Annotated in this window: 19 protein-coding genes and 1 tRNA gene; 17 read left to right on the forward strand and 3 right to left on the reverse strand. The window is 37.9% G+C overall.

The window, feature by feature from the left end; genetic code table 11:
- The first annotated feature begins 108 nt into the window (after positions 1–108).
- The 10 genes from FJR45_RS04545 (at position 109) to FJR45_RS04595 (ending at position 10,527) form a co-directional block, all read left to right on the forward strand.
- On the forward strand, positions 109–711 hold the full coding sequence (locus FJR45_RS04545) for a transposase family protein (protein ID WP_193151895.1): 603 nt from the start codon (positions 109–111) through the stop codon (positions 709–711).
- Positions 684–1,289 carry a hypothetical protein gene (locus tag FJR45_RS04550; RefSeq protein ID WP_264299340.1) on the forward strand — a complete coding sequence of 202 codons (606 nt, stop codon included), beginning with the start codon at positions 684–686 and terminating at the stop codon, positions 1,287–1,289. The genes FJR45_RS04545 and FJR45_RS04550 overlap by 28 nt, the downstream gene beginning before the upstream one ends.
- 99 nt (positions 1,290–1,388) lie before the next feature.
- Positions 1,389–1,463, forward strand: a tRNA-Asn gene (locus FJR45_RS04555).
- A gap of 42 nt (positions 1,464–1,505) precedes the next feature.
- Positions 1,506–3,674, forward strand: a complete 2,169-nt coding sequence (locus tag FJR45_RS04560; RefSeq protein WP_193151544.1) for an STT3 domain-containing protein — start codon at positions 1,506–1,508, stop codon at positions 3,672–3,674.
- Between the two features lie 266 nt (positions 3,675–3,940).
- On the forward strand, positions 3,941–4,867 hold the full coding sequence (locus FJR45_RS04565) for a UTP--glucose-1-phosphate uridylyltransferase (RefSeq protein WP_193151545.1): 927 nt from the start codon (positions 3,941–3,943) through the stop codon (positions 4,865–4,867).
- Positions 4,864–6,294: a phosphoglucose isomerase-related protein gene (locus FJR45_RS12425; protein ID WP_226966476.1), complete on the forward strand. Its 1,431-nt coding sequence runs from the start codon at positions 4,864–4,866 to the stop codon at positions 6,292–6,294. Before FJR45_RS04565 ends, FJR45_RS12425 begins: the two co-directional genes overlap by 4 nt.
- A gap of 9 nt (positions 6,295–6,303) precedes the next feature.
- Positions 6,304–8,118 carry a menaquinone biosynthesis decarboxylase gene (locus tag FJR45_RS04580; protein ID WP_193151546.1) on the forward strand — a complete coding sequence of 605 codons (1,815 nt, stop codon included), beginning with the start codon at positions 6,304–6,306 and terminating at the stop codon, positions 8,116–8,118.
- Between the two features lie 100 nt (positions 8,119–8,218).
- A complete protein-coding gene (locus FJR45_RS04585; protein ID WP_193151547.1) occupies positions 8,219–8,554 on the forward strand; it encodes a cytochrome C in 336 nt (111 codons plus the stop codon).
- Positions 8,555–8,676: 122 nt separating this feature from the next.
- Positions 8,677–10,059, forward strand: a complete 1,383-nt coding sequence (gene argH, locus FJR45_RS04590) for an argininosuccinate lyase (protein ID WP_193151548.1) — start codon at positions 8,677–8,679, stop codon at positions 10,057–10,059.
- 3 nt (positions 10,060–10,062) lie between these two features.
- Entirely contained in the window at positions 10,063–10,527 is a 465-nt protein-coding gene (locus FJR45_RS04595) for an OsmC family protein (protein WP_193151549.1), read from the forward strand.
- Between the two features lie 13 nt (positions 10,528–10,540).
- Here the strand turns inward: FJR45_RS04595 and FJR45_RS04600 are convergent, their stop codons facing one another.
- Positions 10,541–10,897, reverse strand: coding sequence for a histidine triad nucleotide-binding protein (locus tag FJR45_RS04600; protein WP_193151550.1), 357 nt, complete (start codon positions 10,895–10,897; stop codon positions 10,541–10,543).
- Between the two features lie 111 nt (positions 10,898–11,008).
- Here FJR45_RS04600 and pheS point away from each other — a divergent pair, with 111 nt between their 5' ends.
- Genes pheS through serA form a run of 7 tightly spaced genes read left to right on the forward strand, consistent with a single transcriptional unit; the run spans position 11,009 to position 20,231 of the window.
- Positions 11,009–12,001 carry a phenylalanine--tRNA ligase subunit alpha gene (pheS, locus tag FJR45_RS04605; RefSeq protein ID WP_193151551.1) on the forward strand — a complete coding sequence of 331 codons (993 nt, stop codon included), beginning with the start codon at positions 11,009–11,011 and terminating at the stop codon, positions 11,999–12,001.
- Positions 11,998–14,334 carry a phenylalanine--tRNA ligase subunit beta gene (pheT, locus tag FJR45_RS04610; RefSeq protein WP_193151552.1) on the forward strand — a complete coding sequence of 779 codons (2,337 nt, stop codon included), beginning with the start codon at positions 11,998–12,000 and terminating at the stop codon, positions 14,332–14,334. Before pheS ends, pheT begins: the two co-directional genes overlap by 4 nt.
- The gene (aroA, locus tag FJR45_RS04615; RefSeq protein ID WP_193151553.1) at positions 14,331–15,614 is read left to right on the forward strand and encodes a 3-phosphoshikimate 1-carboxyvinyltransferase; all 1,284 of its coding nucleotides are present in this window, start codon (positions 14,331–14,333) and stop codon (positions 15,612–15,614) included. Before pheT ends, aroA begins: the two co-directional genes overlap by 4 nt.
- On the forward strand, positions 15,611–16,441 hold the full coding sequence (locus FJR45_RS04620; RefSeq protein WP_193151554.1) for a 4-hydroxy-3-methylbut-2-enyl diphosphate reductase: 831 nt from the start codon (positions 15,611–15,613) through the stop codon (positions 16,439–16,441). Before aroA ends, FJR45_RS04620 begins: the two co-directional genes overlap by 4 nt.
- 50 nt (positions 16,442–16,491) lie before the next feature.
- Positions 16,492–18,150 carry a 30S ribosomal protein S1 gene (locus tag FJR45_RS04625; protein WP_193151555.1) on the forward strand — a complete coding sequence of 553 codons (1,659 nt, stop codon included), beginning with the start codon at positions 16,492–16,494 and terminating at the stop codon, positions 18,148–18,150.
- Between the two features lie 14 nt (positions 18,151–18,164).
- Positions 18,165–18,644 (forward strand): hypothetical protein, encoded by a 480-nt coding sequence (locus tag FJR45_RS04630; protein WP_193151556.1) that lies wholly within the window; start codon positions 18,165–18,167, stop codon positions 18,642–18,644.
- Positions 18,645–20,231: a phosphoglycerate dehydrogenase gene (serA, locus tag FJR45_RS04635; protein WP_193151557.1), complete on the forward strand. Its 1,587-nt coding sequence runs from the start codon at positions 18,645–18,647 to the stop codon at positions 20,229–20,231.
- 319 nt (positions 20,232–20,550) lie between these two features.
- Here the strand turns inward: serA and FJR45_RS04640 are convergent, their stop codons facing one another.
- Entirely contained in the window at positions 20,551–21,318 is a 768-nt protein-coding gene (locus tag FJR45_RS04640) for an enoyl-ACP reductase (protein WP_193151558.1), read from the reverse strand.
- A 3-nt stretch (positions 21,319–21,321) separates the two neighbouring features.
- A complete protein-coding gene (gene dapA / locus FJR45_RS04645) occupies positions 21,322–22,215 on the reverse strand; it encodes a 4-hydroxy-tetrahydrodipicolinate synthase (RefSeq protein WP_193151559.1) in 894 nt (297 codons plus the stop codon).
- Positions 22,216–22,227 lie beyond the last annotated feature (12 nt).

Raw genomic sequence — 22,227 nt, forward strand, 5'->3', positions numbered from 1 at the left:
TAATTTAGTCAGTAGGTAAATCCCACGAAAAATAAAATAAATCTTAATCAATAGATTCAAAAGAACTGGAAGAAATATTGCTTAGACTCCTAAAACAAGGAGTTTACCATCAAATTAACACGCACAAAAGCCTTACTTGAATCGCTAAAAAGTATCCCAGACTATAGAGTAGATACAGGGAAGATAGAATATCCATTGCACGAAGTTCTTTTCATGACACTTTTTGCACTTATCAAAGGAAATACAACTTTTAAGGATATATTTTCATGGATGATATATAACAAAGACAATGCAATACTCAAAGAGATTTTTGATAAAGAAGAGATAACGATTCCTTCCAAATCAACATATCATCGTTTATTGATAAACACAGATAATAATGCTTTGGAAAAAGTATTTAGAGAGTTCTTTTTTCCATTCATTGCACAAGAAAATATTGCTATTGACGGGAAGTGGCTGAGAGGTAGCGACGTGAATGGTCAATACACACAGGAAAGACATAAAGCAATACTAAATATCTTGGATAAAGATATAAAAATAGTGTTTGCTCACAAGTTTTTAGATAAAAATAAGAGTAGCGAAATTACTGCACTCAAAGAGGTTTTAAACGATAATTTTTTAGCAATGAAGGACAGATATTTTCCTTTGATGCACTGCTTACTCAATCAGAGATTCTCAACACTATTGATGAGCAAGGTAACAGATATATAGCAAAACTCAAAGATAACCAGAAACACCTCAAAGAGAAAGCTATAAAGACCATAGAAGAGTTTAATCAGCCTACAGATAGAGTTGATGATGAAGATAGCTATTTAACTGAAAACAACAAAAGAGTCTCTCGAAAAGTAGAAGTTTTTCAAAATAAAAGTGCTGATTTAGTTATGTATCATGAGAACTTTCAAAATATTCAATCACTCATTAAAGTGACGAAAACATTAACAAATGCACAGACTGGTGAAGTTACAATTTCAACTCAATATTTAATGGCTAACTTTAAAACAACTGCAAAAGAGTTTCTTCAAAAGATACTGCAACATTGGAGAGTGGAAACATATCACTATCACTTAGATATGCTTACTGAAGAAGATGACCATATAGCATATAAAGAGCCTTTCTCTATAGCTATTCTTAGAAGTTTTACTGTTAATCTTTATCAGTTGTTTTTAAATGAGAACAAAGATAAAAAGGTACTCCTAACCGGTAAAACTACAATGGCAGATATTAAAAGAAATGCTCTTTATCGTGATGATTTTAGTGTTCAATTGATTGAATCAAACTATATTGATTAAGATTTGTTTTATTTTTCGTGGGATTTACCTATTTAGTCAGTACCTATTTTTAGATTTTAGGTTACTTTAAAATTATTTAGATAGAATTCTGCCATACATTCCGGATTAGCTCAGCGGTAGAGTAGGTGACTGTTAATCACTTGGTCACTGGTTCGAATCCAGTATCCGGAGCCACTTTTTATGCTAGAATACCTCAAAAATTTTAGAGGAATAAACTTGACTAACACTTCACACGAAACAAAACGAACACTTCTTTATATTTTCATAGCTTTTGCTTTTTCTATTTTTATGCGTCTTATTTGGGTATATAATTTTAACGGCTATGCACCGTTTTATTTTAACGGTCAATTTATGATAAATACCAATGATGGCTATTTTTGGGCGGAAGGTGCGAGGGATCTGCTCTCGGGAACTCTGACGAATCCTGATGCAAAAGAGTACCTCGATAAATTTCATCAGTTACATGACTTGTCTCCTGTTTCTTCTGCTGCCTCGCAACTTACAGCATTTTTTGCAAAGATTCTGCCTTTTTCTTTTGAGAGTGTTATCTTTTATTTGCCGGTGTTTTTGAGTTCACTTGTTGTCGTTCCAATTATCTTGATAGCCAAAGCACTCAAAAATTTAGAAATGGGATTAATTGCCGCACTTTTGGCATCAATTGCATGGAGTTACTATAACCGCACCATGGCAGGGTATTATGATACTGATATGCTCAATATTGTACTGCCAATGTTTTTGCTTTGGTCTATTATTTGGGCGATTAAGACAAATAAAGATATATATTTACTTTTTACTGCTTTGGATATTTTAGTTTATAGATGGTGGTACCCACAATCTTACTCTTTAGAATTTGCATTTTTTGGATTAATCCTTTTTTATACGCTAGTGTTTGATCGAAAAAATGTATTTAATTACAAACTACTGGCGATGATGATGTTTGCCATGATGAACACAGATGGACTTACTCGTCTTGGTGCTATTTTTACTCTATTCTACATTTTTAAACAAGAAAAATTTGATAAGTATATTTATTATATTTTAGGTCTATCAATCTTTGCTTTTTTTGTAACAGGTGGATTTTCTCCAATTTGGTCTCAGTTAAAAGGTTATGTTTTTAGAGAGAGTGTTAGTACGGGGGCTAAAGGACTGGGGCTTCACTTTTTCACGGTAATGCAAACGGTGCGAGAAGCAGGGCATATTCCATTTGAAACCTTTGCCAATCGAATCAGCGGAAATACTGTTACCTTTGTGATTGCCTTGTTTGGTTACATGTATCTGCTCTATAAACACCGAATTATGCTCTTTTCGCTGCCTCTTGTCGGGCTTGGATTTTTAGCCTATGTCGGCGGACTTCGTTTTACTATTTATGCCGTACCGATTTTGGCTTTTGGCATTGCCTTTTTAATTACGCAAATTGCTTTAAAAATGCCTACGCAGAAGTTGAAAGTTTTAAGTATGATTGCTTTGACTTTACTGATACTCTATCCAAATTATAAACATATAGAAGCGTATAAAGTACCTACTGTTTTTAATGCGGATGAAGTGAAAGTTTTAACTGCTTTGGGAAAAAAAGCTAATCGTGAAGATTATGTTGTCTCATGGTGGGATTATGGGTATCCGATTCGTTATTATGCTGATGTTAAAACATTGGCTGATGGCGGAAAACATAGTGGAAGTGTAAATTTTCCTATAAGTTTTATGTTAACTCATACACAAGAAGAGGCTGCACAGATGGCGCGTCTTGATGTGGAGTATACTGAAAAAACATACGACTATATAGCAAAAAACAAAAAACAGATAGAAGATAAAAATCTCACAGTTTTTTCAAATATTGAACAGATGACAAAAGATTACGGGTACAAAGATACAAACAAATTTTTAAAGAGCTTGCAGTCTGATATTAAACTGCCGCAAAAAACGAGAGACATCTATTTTTATCTTCCTTTTAGAATGATAAACATTTATCCGACTGTCACACTTTTCTCAAATTTGAATTTAATGAACGGAGCCAAAAGAAAACAGCCGTTCTTTTTCATATCCCGAAACTTTAAAGATACCGGAGCAAAAATCCAGTTGGCTCAAAATATTTTTTTAGACAAAAGAACTTCGATGCTTACCATAGGAAAGCAGACATTGCCTATCAGAAGATTTGTAGTGACAAAATATGATAAAAACATGCACCTGCATAAAGATGTGAAATTAATTAACCTTTCATCAAATATCAGTGTTATATATATGGCGGACTACAGAACCTTTTTAATTGTTGATGAAAAAACGTATAATTCACTTTATATACAACTGATGGTACTGGAGAATTACAATAAAAAACTCTTTGAACCTGTGATACTAACACCACAGGCTAAAGTGTATAAGTTGAAAATATAAGAATGAAAGAACAGGCGGCACTGTGCAGTTTTTCGGAACCTATCCTTTAGGGTGGGCTGTATTTAAGTAAACATAATTAATGCTTTTTCGGAACCCGTACTTCAGTGCGGGCTGAGAGTGGCAGTAAAATAACAACAGTCGGCACTAAAGTACCGATTCCGAGGAATGTGTAGTTTTTTCGGAACTCATCCTTCAGAGTGGGCTGTATTTAAGTAAATATAACCAAATTTTCACTATAATAATCTTACTAAAAACAAAGGATTTTCTTGCAAACAACAATCAGAAAATGTCTTTTTCCGGCAGCAGGCTACGGAACAAGATTTTTACCGGCTACAAAAGCGATACCAAAGGAGATGCTCCCTGTTCTTACAAAACCACTACTCCAGTATGGGGTAGAAGAGGCTATAGAAGCAGGGCTGACTACTATGGCAATAGTTACTGGGCGTGGGAAGCGTGCAATTGAAGATCATTTTGATGTTTCTTATGAACTTGAGCATCAAATTAAAGGGACCGCAAAAGAGAGTTATTTACAAGAGATAAGAAATGTAATAACGACTTGCACTTTTTCCTATACACGACAAGTTGAGATGAAAGGGCTTGGGCATGCTATTTTGACCGGTGAGACACTTATAGGAAAAGAGCCTTTTGCTGTTATACTTGCAGATGATTTGTGTGACAATGAGGGTGCGGGTGTTTTAGCACAGATGGTAAAACTTTATGAAAAATATAAGTGTTCTATCGTTGCTGTTGAAGAAGTGCCTTATGAAGATACCAATAAATATGGTGTTGTGGCTATAGAAGAGCAGCCCGCACTAAAGTACGGGTTCCAAGAAAACGAATTGAGTGAAGATGAGTCGGGTGAAAAGGAGTTAAATGAGAGACGGAGCCCAGACTTTAGTCTGGGCGATAACGCTTTTAAAATTATAGATATGGTAGAAAAACCAGAACCAAAAGATGCCCCTTCAAACTTAGCCATCATAGGTAGATACATTCTGACTCCGGACATATTTAATATTTTACGTACAACAAAACCGGGCAAAGGCGGAGAGATCCAAATCACAGATGCTTTGCTGCAACAGGCAAAACAGGGCAGAGTGATTGCTTATAAATTTCAGGGAAAACGCTTTGACTGTGGAAGTGTTGATGGTTTTGTTGCAGCTACAAATTATTTTTACAATAAGAGCCGTTCATGAACTATAGTCATAATTTTAATCCGACTATCTCAGATGAAGATATTTTTGATGAAATTGTAAAAGAGAAGAGTTCTATTGGCTATTATACACTGCCACTTCAAGATGCATCTGCTTATAAAGAGTATGCCAAAACAGTGAGACAAACCAACATAGTCGTTATCGGTATCGGCGGCAGTACCCTTGGCACCTACGCTATTTATAAATTTTTAAAACATTCAAAAGATCTGAGAAAAAAACTTTTTTTTCTTGAAACTACAGACCCTATTGATATAAAGTCTAAGATTGAAAATATTGATTTGGAAGATACACTTTTTATAGTGATTTCAAAATCCGGGACAACTTTGGAAACAATAGCCTTGTTTAAGTATATAAACTCTTTGGTTACATGTAATAAAGAAAATACCGTGATTGTCAGTGAGAACGATTCCAAATTGAGTGATTATGCCCGTATGCACAGTATGAAAATTTTTGAGATTCCGAAAAATGTCGGAGGACGCTTTTCTGTGTTTTGTGCAGTGGGTTTGCTTCCTTTGGCAATAGTGGGGATAGATATAGATGCACTGTTAGGCGGTGCAAAAAAAGTACATGACGAGTTTTTTTATGTAGATGCCCAACAGCCCGCACTAAAGTACGGGTTCCAGAGTATTTCTGAAACCGCTACTTCAGTTCCTCTGTACAATGATGAAATTGACAATATTTCTGAAACTGCTACTTCAGTTCCTCTGCACAATAATGACAAAGCTAATATCTCCGGAACCGGTACTTCAGTGCCGGCTGACAATGGCATAAATACTAAACAACGCCTCTTAAAAAAAGCCCGGTTTTTAGTCGAATACAAATACAACTTTAACATAAATGTAGTCTTTTCCTACTCCTCACGCCTTGAGGGTTTCAACAAGTGGTATATTCAGCTTTGGGGAGAAAGTCTTGGGAAAATTGATATAAACAATACACGTCAGGGATTGACACCTATCGGTATTATCGGTCCGATTGATCAGCACTCGTTTTTACAGCTTATCATCGAAGGCAGGCGAGATAAAACGGTCACTGTCATCAAGGTGGAAAATTTTGACAATGATCTGAAAATTCCGGATGTAAAACTAGAAGGGCTTGAAGAGTTACAATACCTCAATAATATACCTTTTTCCGCATTGATAAACAAACAGGCGGATGCAACGATAGAATCAATAAACAACCAAAAAGACATCCCGTGTGATGTGATAACAATAGACGGTGTTTGTGAAAGTGCCATTGCCGCTTTAATGTATGAATATGAACTGTTGACTTCCCTGTGTGCAAAATTGATGTATATTGATGCCTACAATCAACCCGGTGTTGAAAACGGCAAAATTATTTTGAAAAAGAAATTGAAACAAGACAGAAATGATGACAGCTTTTATATGCTACAATCAGGAAAAAATATTTGAGTAGGATATATGCAAAAAACGATAAAACTTTTACAAAAAAATGATGAACTCACAATAATAGATACTGAACTCGATATATATCTTGAAATTCCGCATCTGGCATATGCCGAAGTAAAAAAAGAAGAGGGTGGCAAAGCACTGCTTTTTACCAAGGTTGTTGATAAAAAAAACGGTAAAAAATTTGAAGAACCGGTCATGATGAATCTTTTTGGATCTTATAGGCGTTGTGAACTGCTCTTTGGACGAACAATTGAGTCTGTGGCAGATGAAATTACAAAACTGCTGCATATGAAACCGCCCGTAGGCTTCAAAGAGAAAATTTCTATGGCAAGTGAACTTTTTTCACTCAAAAATATTTTTCCAAAACGTCTCAAAGGCGAGGGAGAATGCCAGCAGATAAAATATTTAAAAGATGAAATAGATTTATATAAATTACCGGTCCTGACAACCTGGGAACAAGACGGCGGACCTTTTATTACAATGGGGCAGGTCTATACACAAAGTCTTGACGGCGAAATGGTAAACCTTGGGATGTACAGGTTACAGGTATATGATAAAAATCATTTGGGCATGCACTGGCAGATACATAAGGATTCTTCACACTTTTTTGATCAGTATCAAAAAGCCGGAAAAAAAATGCCTGTAAGTATAGCTGTTGGAGGGGATCCTCTGTATACCTGGTGCGCAACGGCACCGCTTCCTTATGGCGTGAATGAGCTTTTGATGTATGGACTGATTACTAAAAAGCCTGCACAGCTTGTAAAATCTTTGACAACACCTTTGTATATTCCAAAAGATGTGGATTATGTAATAGAGGGCTGGGTTGATCCTGATAATTTGAAAATTGAAGGTCCGTTTGGTGACCATACGGGATACTACACTTTGGAAGAGCCCTATCCTGTGATGGAAGTTTCAGCGATAACGATGAAGCAAAAAAGAACTTTTCTAGCTACCGTTGTCGGAAAACCACCGCTTGAAGACAAATATATGGGCTGGGTAACAGGAAAAATTTTCTTTCCTTTGCTCAAAACAACTGCTCCTGATTTGCTGGATTATCATATGCCTGAAAATGCAGGTTTTCACAACCTGATACTTGCAAAAATGCAGCCACTTTACAAAGGACATGCAAAACAGTTTATGCACGCTTTTTGGGGTGCCGGACAGATGAGCTTTGTAAAACATGCCATTTTTGTTGATGAAAAAGCACCAAAACTGGAGAATTATGAAGCTTTTGCCACATATGTTCTGAATCGTTTTACTCCTAAATCTATGTTTATTACAGAAGGTATCCTGGATGCGCTTGATCACTCATCTCCCGAGACTCTGGTGGGCGGAAAGCTTGGCATAGATGCTACAGGCGCAAACAGTGTTGAAGCTCCTCAGCTTTTGGGAGATGCAGAACTTCTCAGCAGAGTAAAAGAGCTCATTCCCGATGTTGTAGATTTGCATCAGTTTATGCAACGCACAAACAATCCTGTTACGGTCATCAGTGTGGAGAAAAAAAGAAATGTCAAAGAGTATTTCGATGATTTGCTGGTACTGAGTACACATGTAAGAGTGGTTGTATTCGTTGATGCTGAAAAAAATGACATACGGAACTCTTATATGCTGATTTGGCGTGTCACGAACAATATGGATGCACTGCGTGATGTATATACATCAGGACTCATGGTAGGTATTGACGGTACAAATAAAAATTCGTTGGATAATTTTACAAGAGAATGGCCTGATGATGTCGAGTGTACACAGAGTGTTGTTGCAAAGTTAAAAGAAAAAGGAGTCTGGAGTCTGGACGAAAAACTCTCCGGTAAGTTTCAATTATAGAATTTTTTGTGCTTTTTGTGATAAATTTTATCACTGTAAGGAATATATAATAATTTCTAATGTAATATCAATGAAAGATATTTCACTTCAGGAAAAATATATGAAAAAAATTTTATTAATTGCACTTTCTTTGGCTTTTTTTACGCTTTCTTCGTCAAATGCTGCTATTTATAAAGGGCAACGTATTTTTATAAAAAAATGTTTAAAATGTCATGACTCCGGACAGAATTTTATTGCAAAATATAAAATGAAAAAATGGAAGAAGCTTATGCGAAAGAAAGGCAAAGCTTTGGCAGAAATCCACCTGAAAAGTGAAAAAGCCAAAAAATCATGGAAATATTTTAAGAGTAAAAAATATGCCAGAAAATCAAAACATCTCAAACAGTTTTTAGTGGAATATGCCAAAGACAGCGGGAATGTCCCTGCCTGTAACTAGAGGTGCCCTAAATAAAATGAAGCAGAATCGCTTCATTTTGTTTTTCTCTTTGTAAAACTCTTCTTTTTAGATAAAATAGCAAACTTTTTAATATCATTTATGAAACAAACGAAGGAAAAACTATGGAAAAAATGTGGTCAGGCCGTTTTTCGGCATCTGCTTCAAATCTTTTAGATCAATTTAATGCATCAATTATGTATGACAGAAAGTTATACCGTGAAGATATAGAGGGCTCACTGGCACATGCCCGGATGCTTGAAAAACAGGGTATATTAACGCAAGATGAGCTGAAACAGATTCAAGACGGTTTGGCTCAGGTGAAAAAAGAGATTGAGTCAGGTGAATTTGAATGGAACATTTCTGATGAAGATTTGCATATGGGCATAGAAAAACGCCTGACGCAAATTATAGGAGATACGGGGAAGAAACTGCATACGGCAAGAAGCAGGAATGATCAGGTTGCAGTTGACTTTCGTCGCTATGTTCTGCGAAAAAATTTGGAAATTGCAAAACTTGTGAAACTTTTAATGAAAGAGATTATTGGTGTTGCGCAAAAACATACAGAGACACTTTTACCCGGTATGACACATTTACAACATGCGCAGCCTATTAATTTTGCTTTTCATCTAGGCGCATACCTTGCCATGTTTCAACGCGATATTGAGCGGTTTGAAAGTTCGTATGAGCGAAACAATGTGTCACCGCTTGGATGTGCCGCTCTTGCAGGGACACCGCATAATATTGACAGACAATACAGCGCAGAGCTTTTGGGTTTTGAACGTGTAAGTGTCAACTGTCTCGATACCGTGAGTGACAGAGATTTTGCTCTTGAAATTCTTTTTAATATATCGACGATGATGATGCATATTTCCCGCTTGAGCGAAGAGTTGGTGCTTTGGTCTTCTTATGAGTTCGGGTTTATAGAACTGAGTGATGAGTATTCCACAGGAAGCTCAATAATGCCGCAAAAGAAAAACCCGGATGTTCCAGAACTGCTCCGTGGAAAAACAGGGCGTGTTTACGGTGCGCTGGTCGGACTTCTGACTGTTATGAAAGGTCTGCCACTTGCCTATAACAAAGACACACAAGAAGACAAAGAGGGTGTTTTTGATGCAGTCGAGACAGCAGAAATCTCCTTGGAAATTTTAAAAGAGGCGATAAAAACTATGCAGGTGAAACCGCAAAACATGCATTCTGCCTGTAAGGTCGGGCATCTTTCGGCAACGGATTTAGCTGACTATTTGGTTGAAAAGTGTAATATTCCGTTTCGTGAAGCCCACTTTATTACAGGAAAAGCAGTGGCAAAAAGTGAAGAACTTGGTATTGATTTGAGTGAAATTGAATTAAAATATTTGCAGGAAATTGATGAAAGAATTTCTGAAGATGTTCTTGATTTCCTTGTACTGGAAAATTCTATGAATGCCAGAAAATCCCAAGGCGGTACGGCAACGCAAAGAACACAGGAACAACTGGACTATTTTAAAAAATATTTAGAGGAGCAATAAAAAATGAAAGTAAGCGTATCACACAAAGAAGGAATGAAATTTGAGGCAAAAACCGAGAAAAGCAGTTTTATTATAGACTGTCCGGTAATTTCACCTGTTGAGTATTTTTTAGCAGGTATCATTACATGTAGTGCAACTGACTTGATATTGATTCCGAAAAATCAGGGAAAAACAGTGACTGACTTGATAGTAGACGGTGATGTTGTTCGTGCGGAGGATCATCCTCGTAAATTTGTAAAATTGCATTTGACCTACAGTTTTAACTCAGACGCAGATGACGTAACAGCTGCAAGATGGGTAATGGCTTCGGTTGAGACATACTGTTCTACGATTAATACCATTAGAGATACTACAGAAATTTCTTATTCTATAACGCATAACGGGAAACTTATTCGTGAAAATGAAAAAATGATTAGTGGTGGCGGAGCGAAAATAGATATGGGCGAAATCGAGTCTTGCCCAAGCTAGAGAGACTCTCTAGCTATAAAAAATCTTTTGGATCTGCATCACTGAAATGGCCCCATTTGAGTTTTGCCCCACCTAGAATATGAAAATGCAAATGTTTGACTTCCTGTCCGCCGTTATCGCCTACATTTGTAATGACTCTGTATCCTGAGGTCTCAATTTTAACCTCTTTGACAATTTCCTGAATAAACTCTGTCATCTTTGCCATAGTCTCACCTGTTACTTCGTTAAAGCTGTCTACATGTAACTTTGGTATTGCTAAAATATGCACAGGCGCTTTAGGATTGATGTCATGAAAAGCTAAAAAATTTTCATTCTCCAAAACAATATTTGCGGGTATTTCTTTATTGACGATTTTACAAAACAGACACATAATTCTTTCCTTAATTTTTGAATATTGTAGCATATAAAGATTCAAATGAAGCTATTTATAACAAATTTTTCAGTATAATCACTACAAAATTAAATAACTACGGAGACTCTATTGAAAGAGTGGTATGATAAAATAAAAGAAGCACCAAGTGTAGAAGCTTTAGAAGAGATTCGCATTGCTGTCTTTGGAAAAAAAGGCATTTTAGCTGCTGAATTTGCTAAAATGAAAGATGCTCCCAATGAGCAAAAGTCTCAAATCGCAAAAGATTTAAATAAGCACAAAAGTGCATTGATGAACGAATTTACTGCAAAAAAAATTGCCTTGCAGACGCAAGAGTTGCAACGTGCTATGAAAGAAGAGGCCATAGATGTGTCAATGTTTAGTGCAAAATCTTCTGCCGGTGCACTTCATCCTGTGATGGAAACAATGGACAGAATTGTAGAATATTTTTCATGTATGAATTTTGCCGTAAAAACAGGACAGATTGTTGAAGATGATTTTCACAACTTTGAAGCACTCAACCTTCCAAAATACCATCCGGCACGAGATATGCAGGACACATTTTATTTTAAAGACGAAATGCTTTTACGCACGCATACTTCGCCTGTACAAATCAGAACAATGCTGGAGTCAAAACCGCCTATTCGTATGATAGCACCGGGTGCGGTTTTTCGCCGTGATTATGACTTGACGCATACACCGATGTTCCATCAGGTTGAGGGATTGCTTGTTGATGAAGAGGGAAAAGTCTCTTTTGCCAATTTAAAGTTCATTTTGGAAGATTTTTTAAAGTATATGTTTGGTGATGTGAAGGTTCGTTTCCGTCCTTCGTTTTTTCCTTTTACGGAACCTTCTGCGGAAGTAGATATCTCCTGTGTATTTTGTCAGGGTGAAGGCTGCCGTGTCTGCTCTCATACGGGATGGCTTGAAGTGCTCGGCTGCGGTATTGTGGATGAAAATGTATTTGAAGCGGTCAATTACAAAAATGTCAGCGGATATGCTTTTGGTTTGGGAGTAGAGCGTTTTGCAATGCTGATTCATCACATAGGTGACCTTCGCTCACTTTTTGAGGGAGATATTAAGTTACTGGAGCAGTTTCAATGATAGTTACGAAGAGTTGGTTAAACGAATGGATTGATCTGGAAGGAATTTCGACAAAGGAACTCGCCGATACTTTTAACGCTATCGGTCTCGAGGTTGACAGAATTCACGAATATCGTGTGCCTGCAAAAATAGTTTTTGGAAAAGTTTTAGAGTGTGAAAAACATCCCGACGCAGACAAACTCAATATTTGCCAGGTAGATATTGGTTCATGTGTACGTCAAATTGTATGCGGTGCTTCAAATGTAAGAGCAGGGTTACATGTAGTCGTAGCAACGATCGGGGCGGTAATGCCCTCTGGACTTGCAATAAAACCTGTCAAACTGCGAGGAGTAGATTCCGAGGGAATGATATGTTCGGCATCAGAAATCGGTTTGCCTGATTTGGGCAAAGGCATTATGGAATTAGATGAAAGTATAGGAAGCTTTTTGCTTGGACAGGAAGTCAACGAAAACCCTCTTTTCAATGATGATTTGATTGAAATAGAATTGACGGCAAACCGTGGAGACTGTTTAAGTATTCGTGGCGTTGCGAGAGACTTGAGCGCTGCCTTTGACAGACCCGTGAAAGAGTACGAACAAACTGACAATGATGAAAAAAGAGGAATAGGACGTATTCTCTCTTTGACACATGAAAAAGATTTGGATGTAAATTTACGCTACAAAGCCATAGATTTAAAAGCATTGGTTCTGCCTTTTGTTGTCAAACTCCGTCTTGGACAGATAGAAGAGTCCCGAAAGTCTGATATTGAAGCAATGACACTTTACGTGACGCATGCTACAGGTGTGATTTTGAGAGCCTACAGACATGACTTTTTTACAAAAGATGATGAACCGATGGCAAAGATTGTTCTTGGCGAAGATGAAAACGGATATGCCTGTATCAAAACACAGGAGGGGCAAATTGCCTCCATAGTCGGTATTATTCAAAAAGATGAATCCAAAGTGACAAAAAACGAGGGAATTGTTCTTTTGGAAGCCAGTTATATCCCGCCGGATATTATTTCTAAAAAAATGGCCGAGAAAAAAATCGAATCAGGTCCAATGTTTTACAAAACATCACGGGGCAGTGAGCCAGAGTTGAATGGCGGACTTTCATACTGTATTGACCTGATAGAATCAAACTCTGTTTCATCAACATTCAGCGGCAGTATAGAGTTGTCTACGTCGTTCAGAGAAAAGAATGTGATTGTCACAAAGCAGGAAATTGATGAAATAATTGGCGCAAATATTGACAAAATCGTTATTACAAAGATTTTGAAAAATTTAGGTTTTGATGTTTCCAAGTCATCAGTTGACAAGTTTGTGATCTCCATACCGCAGTTTCGTCACGATATTACAAACAAGCAGGATATTGTAGAAGAAATTGTACGGATGGTCGGGATTGACAACATTCCTTCCAAGCCCTTTCTTCTAAAAGAAGAAAACAGACTTGAAGACAACTATTTTGAATACAAAAAGCGTTCTGTTTTCAGACACAGATGTGCCCAGAGCGGATTTTTTGAATCTGTTCATTTTGTTTTTGATGAGAAAAAGATTTTAGAGTCCTATGGATTTGAAACAACAAAAAAAGAGCTCGAACTTTTAAACCCGATTGTGCAGACTTTAGACACGCTGCGTCCGACACTTTTAACAGGTCTGCTCAAAGCAGCATCCTCAAATATCAAAAACGGTTATGCTTCTGTCAGGCTCTTTGAAATAGGTTCTGTTTTTACACCGACAAGGGAAGAGTCCTACAAAATGTCATTTGTTTTCAGTGGGGATAAAGAGAATGAAAATCTTGCCAACAGCGGTAAGCCTGAAAAAGTCGATTTTGCCTTTTTTGTACAGAAAATAGCGGATGTAGTTGGCGATATAGAGTTGCGTGAGTACAGGACAAAACATACTCTCTCACATACCTATCAGTCAGCAGAGGTTTTGTTGAACAATACAGTGATCGGAGAACTTTTCAGAGTGCATCCGGAAGTTGAAAATGCCTATGACCTGTATAGAACCTATATGTGTGAACTTGATTTGCATAAAATTCCTTACGCACTTAAAACCGCACAGCAGAGATCAAAATATCAGGCCTCTTTTAGAGATTTGAGCATCATCATGCCAAAAGATATGAGTTATGAGAGAGTCAAAGATGTTATTCATACACATGCACGCAAAGAAGTTGTGCGCTTTTATCCTGTGGACAAATACAGTGATGAATCATTGGGTGACAATATCAGCCTTTCGCTGCGCTTTGTACTGCAGTCTGATGAAAAGACTTTGGAAGAAGAAGATATCACAGCGGCAATGGACTCTATCCTTGATGCATTAAACAAGAAACTTGGAATCGGTCTGCGATGAGTAGGGTAGTTGTTTCTCCTGCTGAGTCTTTTTCTCTGAATATTTCAGAAATTGCTCCGGACAAGTCCATTTCACACCGAAGTGTTATGTTTGCAATGCTAAGCAAAGGTGTCAGTGAGATAGAAAATTTTTTACGGGCCGAAGATACGATGAACTCTTTGAAAATTGTAAAAAATCTTGGTGCAAATGTCGAAGATGACGGAAAAATCATTAAAATATCCTCAAACGGCATACAGGAGCCGTTTGAAATACTTGACTGCGGTAATTCCGGAACAGGTATGCGCCTTTTTTGCGGACTGTTGAGTTCTGCAAACGGGCATTTTGTTCTCACGGGAGACAAATATCTTCGCCGCCGCCCTATGAAACGTGTTACGGAGCCGTTGATGAGCATCGGTGCAAAACTTGACGGCAGAAGAAACGGGGATTTGGCACCGCTCTCAATTCGCGGTGCTTCTTTGAAAGCTTTTGAATATGAGAGTAAAATTGCCTCAGCGCAGGTAAAAAGTGCAATGATTCTGGCAGCACTGCGTGCAGACGGTGTGTGCACCTATACAGAACCTGAACTTTCACGCGATCATACAGAACGAATGCTCAAAGGTATGGGTGCAGATATCAAAGTAGATGGCTTGACAACGACTGTTACGCCGTTAAAAGAACTGCTTGAACCTTTAAAAATCCGAGTTCCTGCTGATCCTTCTTCTGCTTTTTTCTTTGCCGTTGCAGCTGCGATTGTTCCCGGTTCTGAGGTAACTCTTGAATGTGTTACACTAAATCCTACAAGAATAGAGGCTTTTAAGGCATTAGAACGTATGGGAGCGGATATCTCTTACGAATTAACTGATGACAGGTATGAACCTGTTGGAAATATACATGTAAAGTATGCGCCTTTGCAAGGAATCGTCATTGAGGAGAATATCTCATGGTTGATTGATGAACTGCCGGCACTCTCCATAGCTATGGCAACTGCCGAGGGTGAGAGTATAGTCAAAAATGCCAAAGAGTTGCGGGTAAAAGAGTCTGACAGAATTTCTACGGTTGTTGAAGGTCTGAGAGCCTGCGGTATCGAAGTAGATGAGTATGAAGACGGGTACAGAATCACTGGCGGAGCGTTGAAAAAAGCCGAGGTTGAGAGTGACGGAGACCACAGGATTGCTATGAGTTTTATTATTGCAGGATTGAAATGCGGGATGAAAGTGAGTGATTTGGAGTGTATAAACACCTCTTTTCCTAACTTTTTTGAACTTTTAAGCAAAATAAGTAAAGCGGAGTTTACAGAATGAAGATAGAGCTTGCAGAAAACTACGGTTTTTGTTTCGGTGTGAAGCGGGCGATTAAAATTGCAGAAGAAAATACAAATGCAGCAACCTATGGGCCGTTGATTCACAACTCTAAAGAGATAGCAAGACTGGACAAAGATTTTAAAGTAGGTCTTGTTGAAGATTTTCAAACATTCAAGCCGGGAGATAAAGCAATCGTTCGGACACACGGTATAGTCAAAGATGAACTTGCACAGCTCAAAGAAAATGGTATTGAAGTGGTGGATGCTACCTGTCCGTTTGTGACAAAGCCCCAGGAGATAGCACAGGAGATGAGTGAAAAAGGGTATGATGTTGTCATTTTCGGAGACGAATCACATCCTGAAATAAAAGGGGTAAAGTCATACGCAACACACGGTGCAACGGTTGTTACAAGCGTAGAAGAGTTGCATGATCTGAAGTTTCATGAACGCATAGCACTGATTGCCCAGACAACAAGAAAAGTCGAAGACTATATGGAGATTGCGAATTATCTGATTCCCCGCCACAAAGAGGTACGTATTTTTAACACGATATGCAATGCAACATTTGAAAATCAGGAAGCTGTGAGAAAACTCTCCAAAAAAGCAGATGTCATGATAATCATCGGCGGAAAAAACTCATCAAACACCAAACAGCTTTTCAATATATCTTATGAAAACTGTCCAAACAGTTATCATATTGAAGATGAAAACGAACTAGAGAGCGAATGGTTTCTAAATAAAAAACATTGTGGTGTTACTGCAGGTGCCTCCACTCCGGACTGGATTATACAAAATGTTATCAATTCGATTGAAAAAAGTATAAATTAATCATAACTTTGTTATAATCACGACAATTTTTATGTAACAGAGGATAGGCAATGGCGTTCGATAACGAATCATTTGAAGAAGAAGAAAATTTTGCAGAGATGTTCGCAGAAAGCGAAAAAAAGCAAGAAACAAGTCGCATCGTAGAAGGTGAAGTAGTAGAGATACAGGCTGATGAGAACAGAGCATTAGTAAGTGTAGGTGATAAACTTGAGGGTATATTAAGCCTTGATGAAATCCGTGATGAAAACGGTGAGTTGAAGTTTAATACCGGTGATAAAATTAAAGTTATGCAAATGGGATACTACAATGAGCGTCCCAAAATATCATACAAAAAAGTTTTAGAGCAGGAAAAAACTATAGAGTTTATTGATGCACACAAAGAGGATTTTGAAGACCTGGTTGTTGAAGGTATCATTACAAAGAAAAATCGTGGCGGATATGTTGTTGAAGCTGATGCAGTTTCATTTTTTATGCCGCGTTCTTTGGCAGCATTCAAAGAGACCGACGATGTTGTAGGGCGTAAAATCAAAGCACAGGTTGTGAAAATTGATCCGGCTGAAAATTCGATTATTCTTTCACGTCGTAAACTTTTCAATGAAGAGCGTAAAAAGAAAAAAGAAATCATTGATCAGCTTATGGCTGAAGATGTCATTGTTGAAGGGACTATCAAAAAAATTACCAGTTACGGTATGTTTGTAGATGTCGGCGGTGTTGACGGTTTGGTACACTACAATGAAATCTCTTATAAAGGTCCGGTAAATCCGTCAAAACTTTATAAAGAGGGTGATGTTGTAACTGTTAAGGCAATCTCTTATGACAAAGACAAGCGTCATCTTTCTTTATCTATCAAAGCTGTTCAGCCTGACCCTTGGGCAGAAGTTGAAAGTGAACTGGATGAGGGTGATACAATTACAGTTACCGTTTCAAATATTGAAGCATACGGTGTTTTTGTTGACCTTGGAAATGACATAGAAGGTTTCTTGCATATTTCAGAAATCACATGGAATAAAAATGTAAAAAATCCAAATGATTACCTGGAAGTTGGACAGGAAATCGATGTTGAAGTAATAGAAATCAATTCTAAAACACACAAACTTCGTGTTTCATTAAAAAGATTGTTACCAAAACCATTTGATGAATTTGTTAAAAAATACCATGAAGGAGATGTCGTTACAGGTACGGTTACATCTTTGACTGATTTTGGTGCATTTGTCCGTATAGACGGTGTTGAAGGTCTTTTACATAATCAGGATATTTCATGGGACAAAAATACAAAAGCAAAAGATGTTTTGAAATCCGGTGAAGAAGTAGAAGTGAAAATTGCCAAAATCAACAAAGAAGATCAGAAAATATCTTTAAACCGTAAAACACTTTTAGAATCGCCTATAGATAAATTTGCAACAACACACAAAGTGAATTCTGTAGTCAAAGGGACTATCCGTGACATTAAAGATTTCGGTGTATTCGTTTCTCTTGAAGACGGAGTTGATGCACTGATTCGTGATGAAGATTTAGCTCCACTGGTAAAAGAAGAGTTGGAACCGGGTCAGGAGATAGAAGCTGCAATTGCAAACATTGATACCCGTCGTGACCGTATCCGTTTATCTGTTAAAAAATTGGATTATATCAAAAATCAGGCAATGCTTGAAGAGATTAATGATACAGAATCACACTCTCTCGGTGACTTGATAAAAGATAAATTTAAATAAGCTCAAGCTTTTTAATGCAAAAGATAATTAAATGGTTTGCCCCGCTTTTAGCATTGGGGGTAGCCGTGTTTATTGTCTTTTTTTTAGTATCTATAAACTCACAGGATGAAGTTATAGATACGCAGCCTCTGGTTTTAAAAAATGAAACTGTTTTTAAAAAACCGGAAAAACTATGGCTGAATCATTTTTCAAAATCTGAGAGGCTTGGTTATTTTTATCCTGTGAATGAAGTGTACATTACACTTGATCTGAATGAAAAAATAACTAAAACTATTACCTATAAATTGTCAGCAAAACTTTTAGATCCCTATCAGCTTTTTTGTCTCAAAGAAGAGTTGAAAAGACATAAATTAAAGTATTTTTTAAAAAAAGATGCTAAAGGTATAGATTTACTTATTTATTCACAAAATGTAGATAAATTAAACAAATTGGTGAAAGTGCTAAAAAATTATAAAATCAAGGCCAGGATTGAGCCTTACAAAAAGGATTATTAAATGCAGAAATATACAGTAGTTGTGTGTGACCATATCCATGAAGCCGGCTTGAAAATGCTTCAAGAAGATGAAAATATCAACTTCATCATGGCAGCTGATGTGGATAAAAAAGAGCTTGTTGAAACAATTATTCCAAAAGCAGATGTGGCAATTACGAGAAGTTCAACAGATGTGGACGAATTTTTTATAGAGCATGCTGTCAATATGAAAGCCATTGTGCGTGCCGGTGTCGGTGTTGACAATGTTAACATTCCTGAGTGTTCAAAAAAAGGAATCATTGTAATGAATGTGCCTACTGCCAATACAATTGCCGCAGTAGAACTTACTATGACACACATGCTTTCATGTATGAGAATGTTTCCATATTCTCATGATCACTTGAAAAATCAAAGAGTCTGGAAACGTGAAAAGTGGTACGGATATGAACTTAAAGGCAAAAAACTCGGTATTATCGGTTTTGGAAATATAGGTTCCCGTGTTGCAAAACGCGCAAAGGCATTTGAGATGGATATCGTTGCCTATGATCCGTATATCGAGCCTTCTAAGGTAACTGATCTTGATATGACCTATACGAAAAATTTTGATGATATTTTGGCATGTGATGTTATCACGATACATACACCGAAAAACCAAGAGACGATTAATATTATCGACAAAGAAGAAATTGCAAAAATGAAAGACGGCGTTGTGCTTGTCAACTGTGCACGCGGCGGACTCTATAACGAAGATGCTTTGTATGATGGTTTGAAATCAGGGAAAATCCGTTTTGCCGGTATCGATGTGTTTGTAAAAGAGCCTGCAATTAACAATAAACTGCTTGATTTGGACAATATCGTCGTTTCTCCTCACTTGGGGGCAAACACGTATGAGTCTCAGTACAACATCGGAACGCAGGCGGCACAAAATGCAATCGCTGCGGCAAAAGGCATAGCCTATCCGAATGCGATGAATCTGCCGATAGATGAGAGCAAGATTCCTCCTTTTGTAAAGCCATTCTTGGAAATGGGACAAAAAATCGGTTTCCTGGAATCGCAGATCAATAAGTCTAAAATAATCTCTATAAAAGTAAAAGGGCAGGGAGAAATAGCAGACTATGTTGATTCTCTGGCGACTTTTGTGACGGTTGGGGCATTAAGCCACAGTTCTGAGACTATCAATTACGTGAATGCAGATTTTGTTGCCAAAGAAAAAGCCATTGAGGTTGAAGCTGTCAATTTGGGAGATTCAAAAGTTTATAAAAATCTGATTACAGTCAAGATAACAACAAATGAAGGAACAACATCAATTTCGGCTACAATTTTTGAAGACGGATTACAGCGTATTGTCGCAATAGACGGTTTTGACATTGAATTCCCGCTCAAAGGAGACATGGTTCTATTTAAAAACTCTGATGTTCCGGGTGTCATAGGCAGTGTAGGAACTATACTTGCAGACAACAATGTCAATATTTCAGATTTTTCATTGGCAAGAAACGAACAGTCAGAAGCGCTTGCTGTGATTTTGGTAGACAATGTGGTAAATGATACTACCTTGAGTCAATTAGCATCTCTTGATGCCTGCATAAGCGTAAACTACGCCCGTTTATAAAAAAACTCCTTCTCTTTTTACAAACCCTGGAACCCGTACTTCAGTGCGGGCGAGAGTGACAGGAACGTTTTAACAGTCGGCACTGAAGTACCGATTCCGAAGAATGTATGACTTTTTTGGAACCCATCCTTTAGTGCGGGCGAGAGTGGCCGGAACGTTTTAACAGTCGGCACTGCAGAAAAAAATTTAGTTTTTTTCTAAGTTATGCTTTAGTATAGAAAGTACCGATTCCGAGGAATGTGTGACTTTTTGGAACCCATCCTTTAGGGTGGGCTGAGATTGGCAGGAATGTCTTTACAGTTTCATAGTCTGTAAGTATTTACTGAAAGGTAGTTCCTCCGTCGATTACTATCGTCTGTCCCGTAAGCCAAGATGCTTCATCTGAACATAAAAATTTACATGCTCCTGTTAAATCTTCAGGCACACCCATGCGAGAAAGCGGTGAACGTCTGACAACTTCGGCTTTAACTTCTTCATAATTTGGAAATGCTTTCAGGGCATCAGTGTCAATCGGTCCGCCGCTTACTGCATTGACACGAATATTTTTCTCACCAAGTTCAGCAGCAGCATAGCGTACCATCGCTTCTACGGCGGCTTTGTTTGTGCCGTGTCCTGCATAGTTTGGTGTGTAGACAAGATTACCGGTAGAACTCATTGAAATGATACTGCCTCCGCCTGTTTTTTCCATTCTTTTGGCAGCTTCCTGGGCACCTACGACAAAGGCATCAACTGTTGCCGTATAGATATTGTTTAAACCTTTTGGTTTCAAGCGCATAAACGGTCCAAATCCACCCACAACGGCACGTCCAGAGATGATTGCATTGGATATGAAATAGTCAAGTCTGTCAAAATCTTCGTCAAACTCCTTGTAAACATCTTTGTAGGTATTTGGCTCCAAGATGTCAAGTTTGTAAGCACGGCATTTTACTCCGTGAGTTGCTTCAATATCGGCAATGATTTCATTTGCCGTATCGGCACTTGAAGCATAGGTAAAGGCAACATTACAGCCTTCTTTTGCAAAAGCATAGACGATTGCCTTGCCGATTCCGCGAGTTCCACCGCTTATAAAAAGAGTTTTATCTTTCATATTTTAGAGTCCTTTTATGTCGTAATTTTTCATTACTTCTTCTATTTTTTTCATATTTTCTTTACTTGGCGCCACAAGAGGCAGTCTGTATTCCAGTGTTTGAGTAAGTCCTGCGATATACATTGCGGCTTTGACGGGAATAGGGTTTGATTCACAAAACATTACCTTGTTCAAAGGGTAGAGTTTGTCATTGATTGCTTTTGCCCCCATAAAATCACCGCTGAGTGCTTTGTTGACAAGTTCTGATTTTAAATCAGGCATAAGGTTTGAGGTGACAGAAGTAATGCCTGCTCCGCCGTTTGCCAAAATAGGATAGTCAATGGCATCATCCCCTGAAAATACCTTCAGCTCCGGTCTGCGTGAAAGCAGTTCTACAGTACGCTCCAGGCTGCCTGTTGCTTCTTTGACTCCGTAAATATTTTTGACGTCATCAAAAAGTCTGATTGTTGTATCTGCAGAAATGTCCACACCTGTACGTCCGGGAACATTATAAAGCATAAACGGCAGTTCACTCACAGCCTCAGCTATGGCTTTGTAGTGCTGGTACAGACCTTCTTGCGAAGGCTTGTTGTAGTAAGGCGAAACAGAAAAGATGGCATCGACGCCACAGCTTTGCGCATGTTTTGCAATTTCTATCGCTTCATGTGTTGCATTGCTGCCTGCTCCTGCCAAAACTTTTGTCTGTGTGCCTTTACAGACTTCTACGGCAATTTCTATACAGCGTTTGTGTTCATCATGTGTCAGTGTGGCACTTTCGCCTGTTGTTCCGACAGGACATACTGCATTCATACCGTTGTTTATTTGGCGTTGTATTAACGCAGCATAGGTCTGTTCATCAAGTTTTCCGTTTTTAAACGGAGTTATCAGTGCGGTTGAAGAACCTGTTACTAAATTCATTCTAAATAGCCT

The sequence above is a fragment of the Sulfurimonas sediminis genome (assembly GCF_014905115.1).
GTDB classification, from domain to species: domain Bacteria; phylum Campylobacterota; class Campylobacteria; order Campylobacterales; family Sulfurimonadaceae; genus Sulfurimonas; species Sulfurimonas sediminis.

Coding starts and splice junctions, on each gene's coding strand:
- FJR45_RS12425 (WP_226966476.1), top strand. CDS start 4,864: ATGAACTATAGTCATAATTTTAATCCGACTATCTCAGATGAAGATATT.
- FJR45_RS04580 (WP_193151546.1), top strand. CDS start 6,304: ATGCAAAAAACGATAAAACTTTTACAAAAAAATGATGAACTCACAATA.
- FJR45_RS04585 (WP_193151547.1), top strand. CDS start 8,219: ATGAAAAAAATTTTATTAATTGCACTTTCTTTGGCTTTTTTTACGCTT.
- argH (WP_193151548.1), top strand. CDS start 8,677: ATGGAAAAAATGTGGTCAGGCCGTTTTTCGGCATCTGCTTCAAATCTT.
- FJR45_RS04595 (WP_193151549.1), top strand. CDS start 10,063: ATGAAAGTAAGCGTATCACACAAAGAAGGAATGAAATTTGAGGCAAAA.
- FJR45_RS04600 (WP_193151550.1), bottom strand. CDS start 10,897: ATGTGTCTGTTTTGTAAAATCGTCAATAAAGAAATACCCGCAAATATT.
- pheT (WP_193151552.1), top strand. CDS start 11,998: ATGATAGTTACGAAGAGTTGGTTAAACGAATGGATTGATCTGGAAGGA.
- aroA (WP_193151553.1), top strand. CDS start 14,331: ATGAGTAGGGTAGTTGTTTCTCCTGCTGAGTCTTTTTCTCTGAATATT.
- FJR45_RS04620 (WP_193151554.1), top strand. CDS start 15,611: ATGAAGATAGAGCTTGCAGAAAACTACGGTTTTTGTTTCGGTGTGAAG.
- FJR45_RS04625 (WP_193151555.1), top strand. CDS start 16,492: ATGGCGTTCGATAACGAATCATTTGAAGAAGAAGAAAATTTTGCAGAG.
- FJR45_RS04630 (WP_193151556.1), top strand. CDS start 18,165: ATGCAAAAGATAATTAAATGGTTTGCCCCGCTTTTAGCATTGGGGGTA.
- serA (WP_193151557.1), top strand. CDS start 18,645: ATGCAGAAATATACAGTAGTTGTGTGTGACCATATCCATGAAGCCGGC.
- FJR45_RS04640 (WP_193151558.1), bottom strand. CDS start 21,318: ATGAAAGATAAAACTCTTTTTATAAGCGGTGGAACTCGCGGAATCGGC.
- dapA (WP_193151559.1), bottom strand. CDS start 22,215: ATGAATTTAGTAACAGGTTCTTCAACCGCACTGATAACTCCGTTTAAA.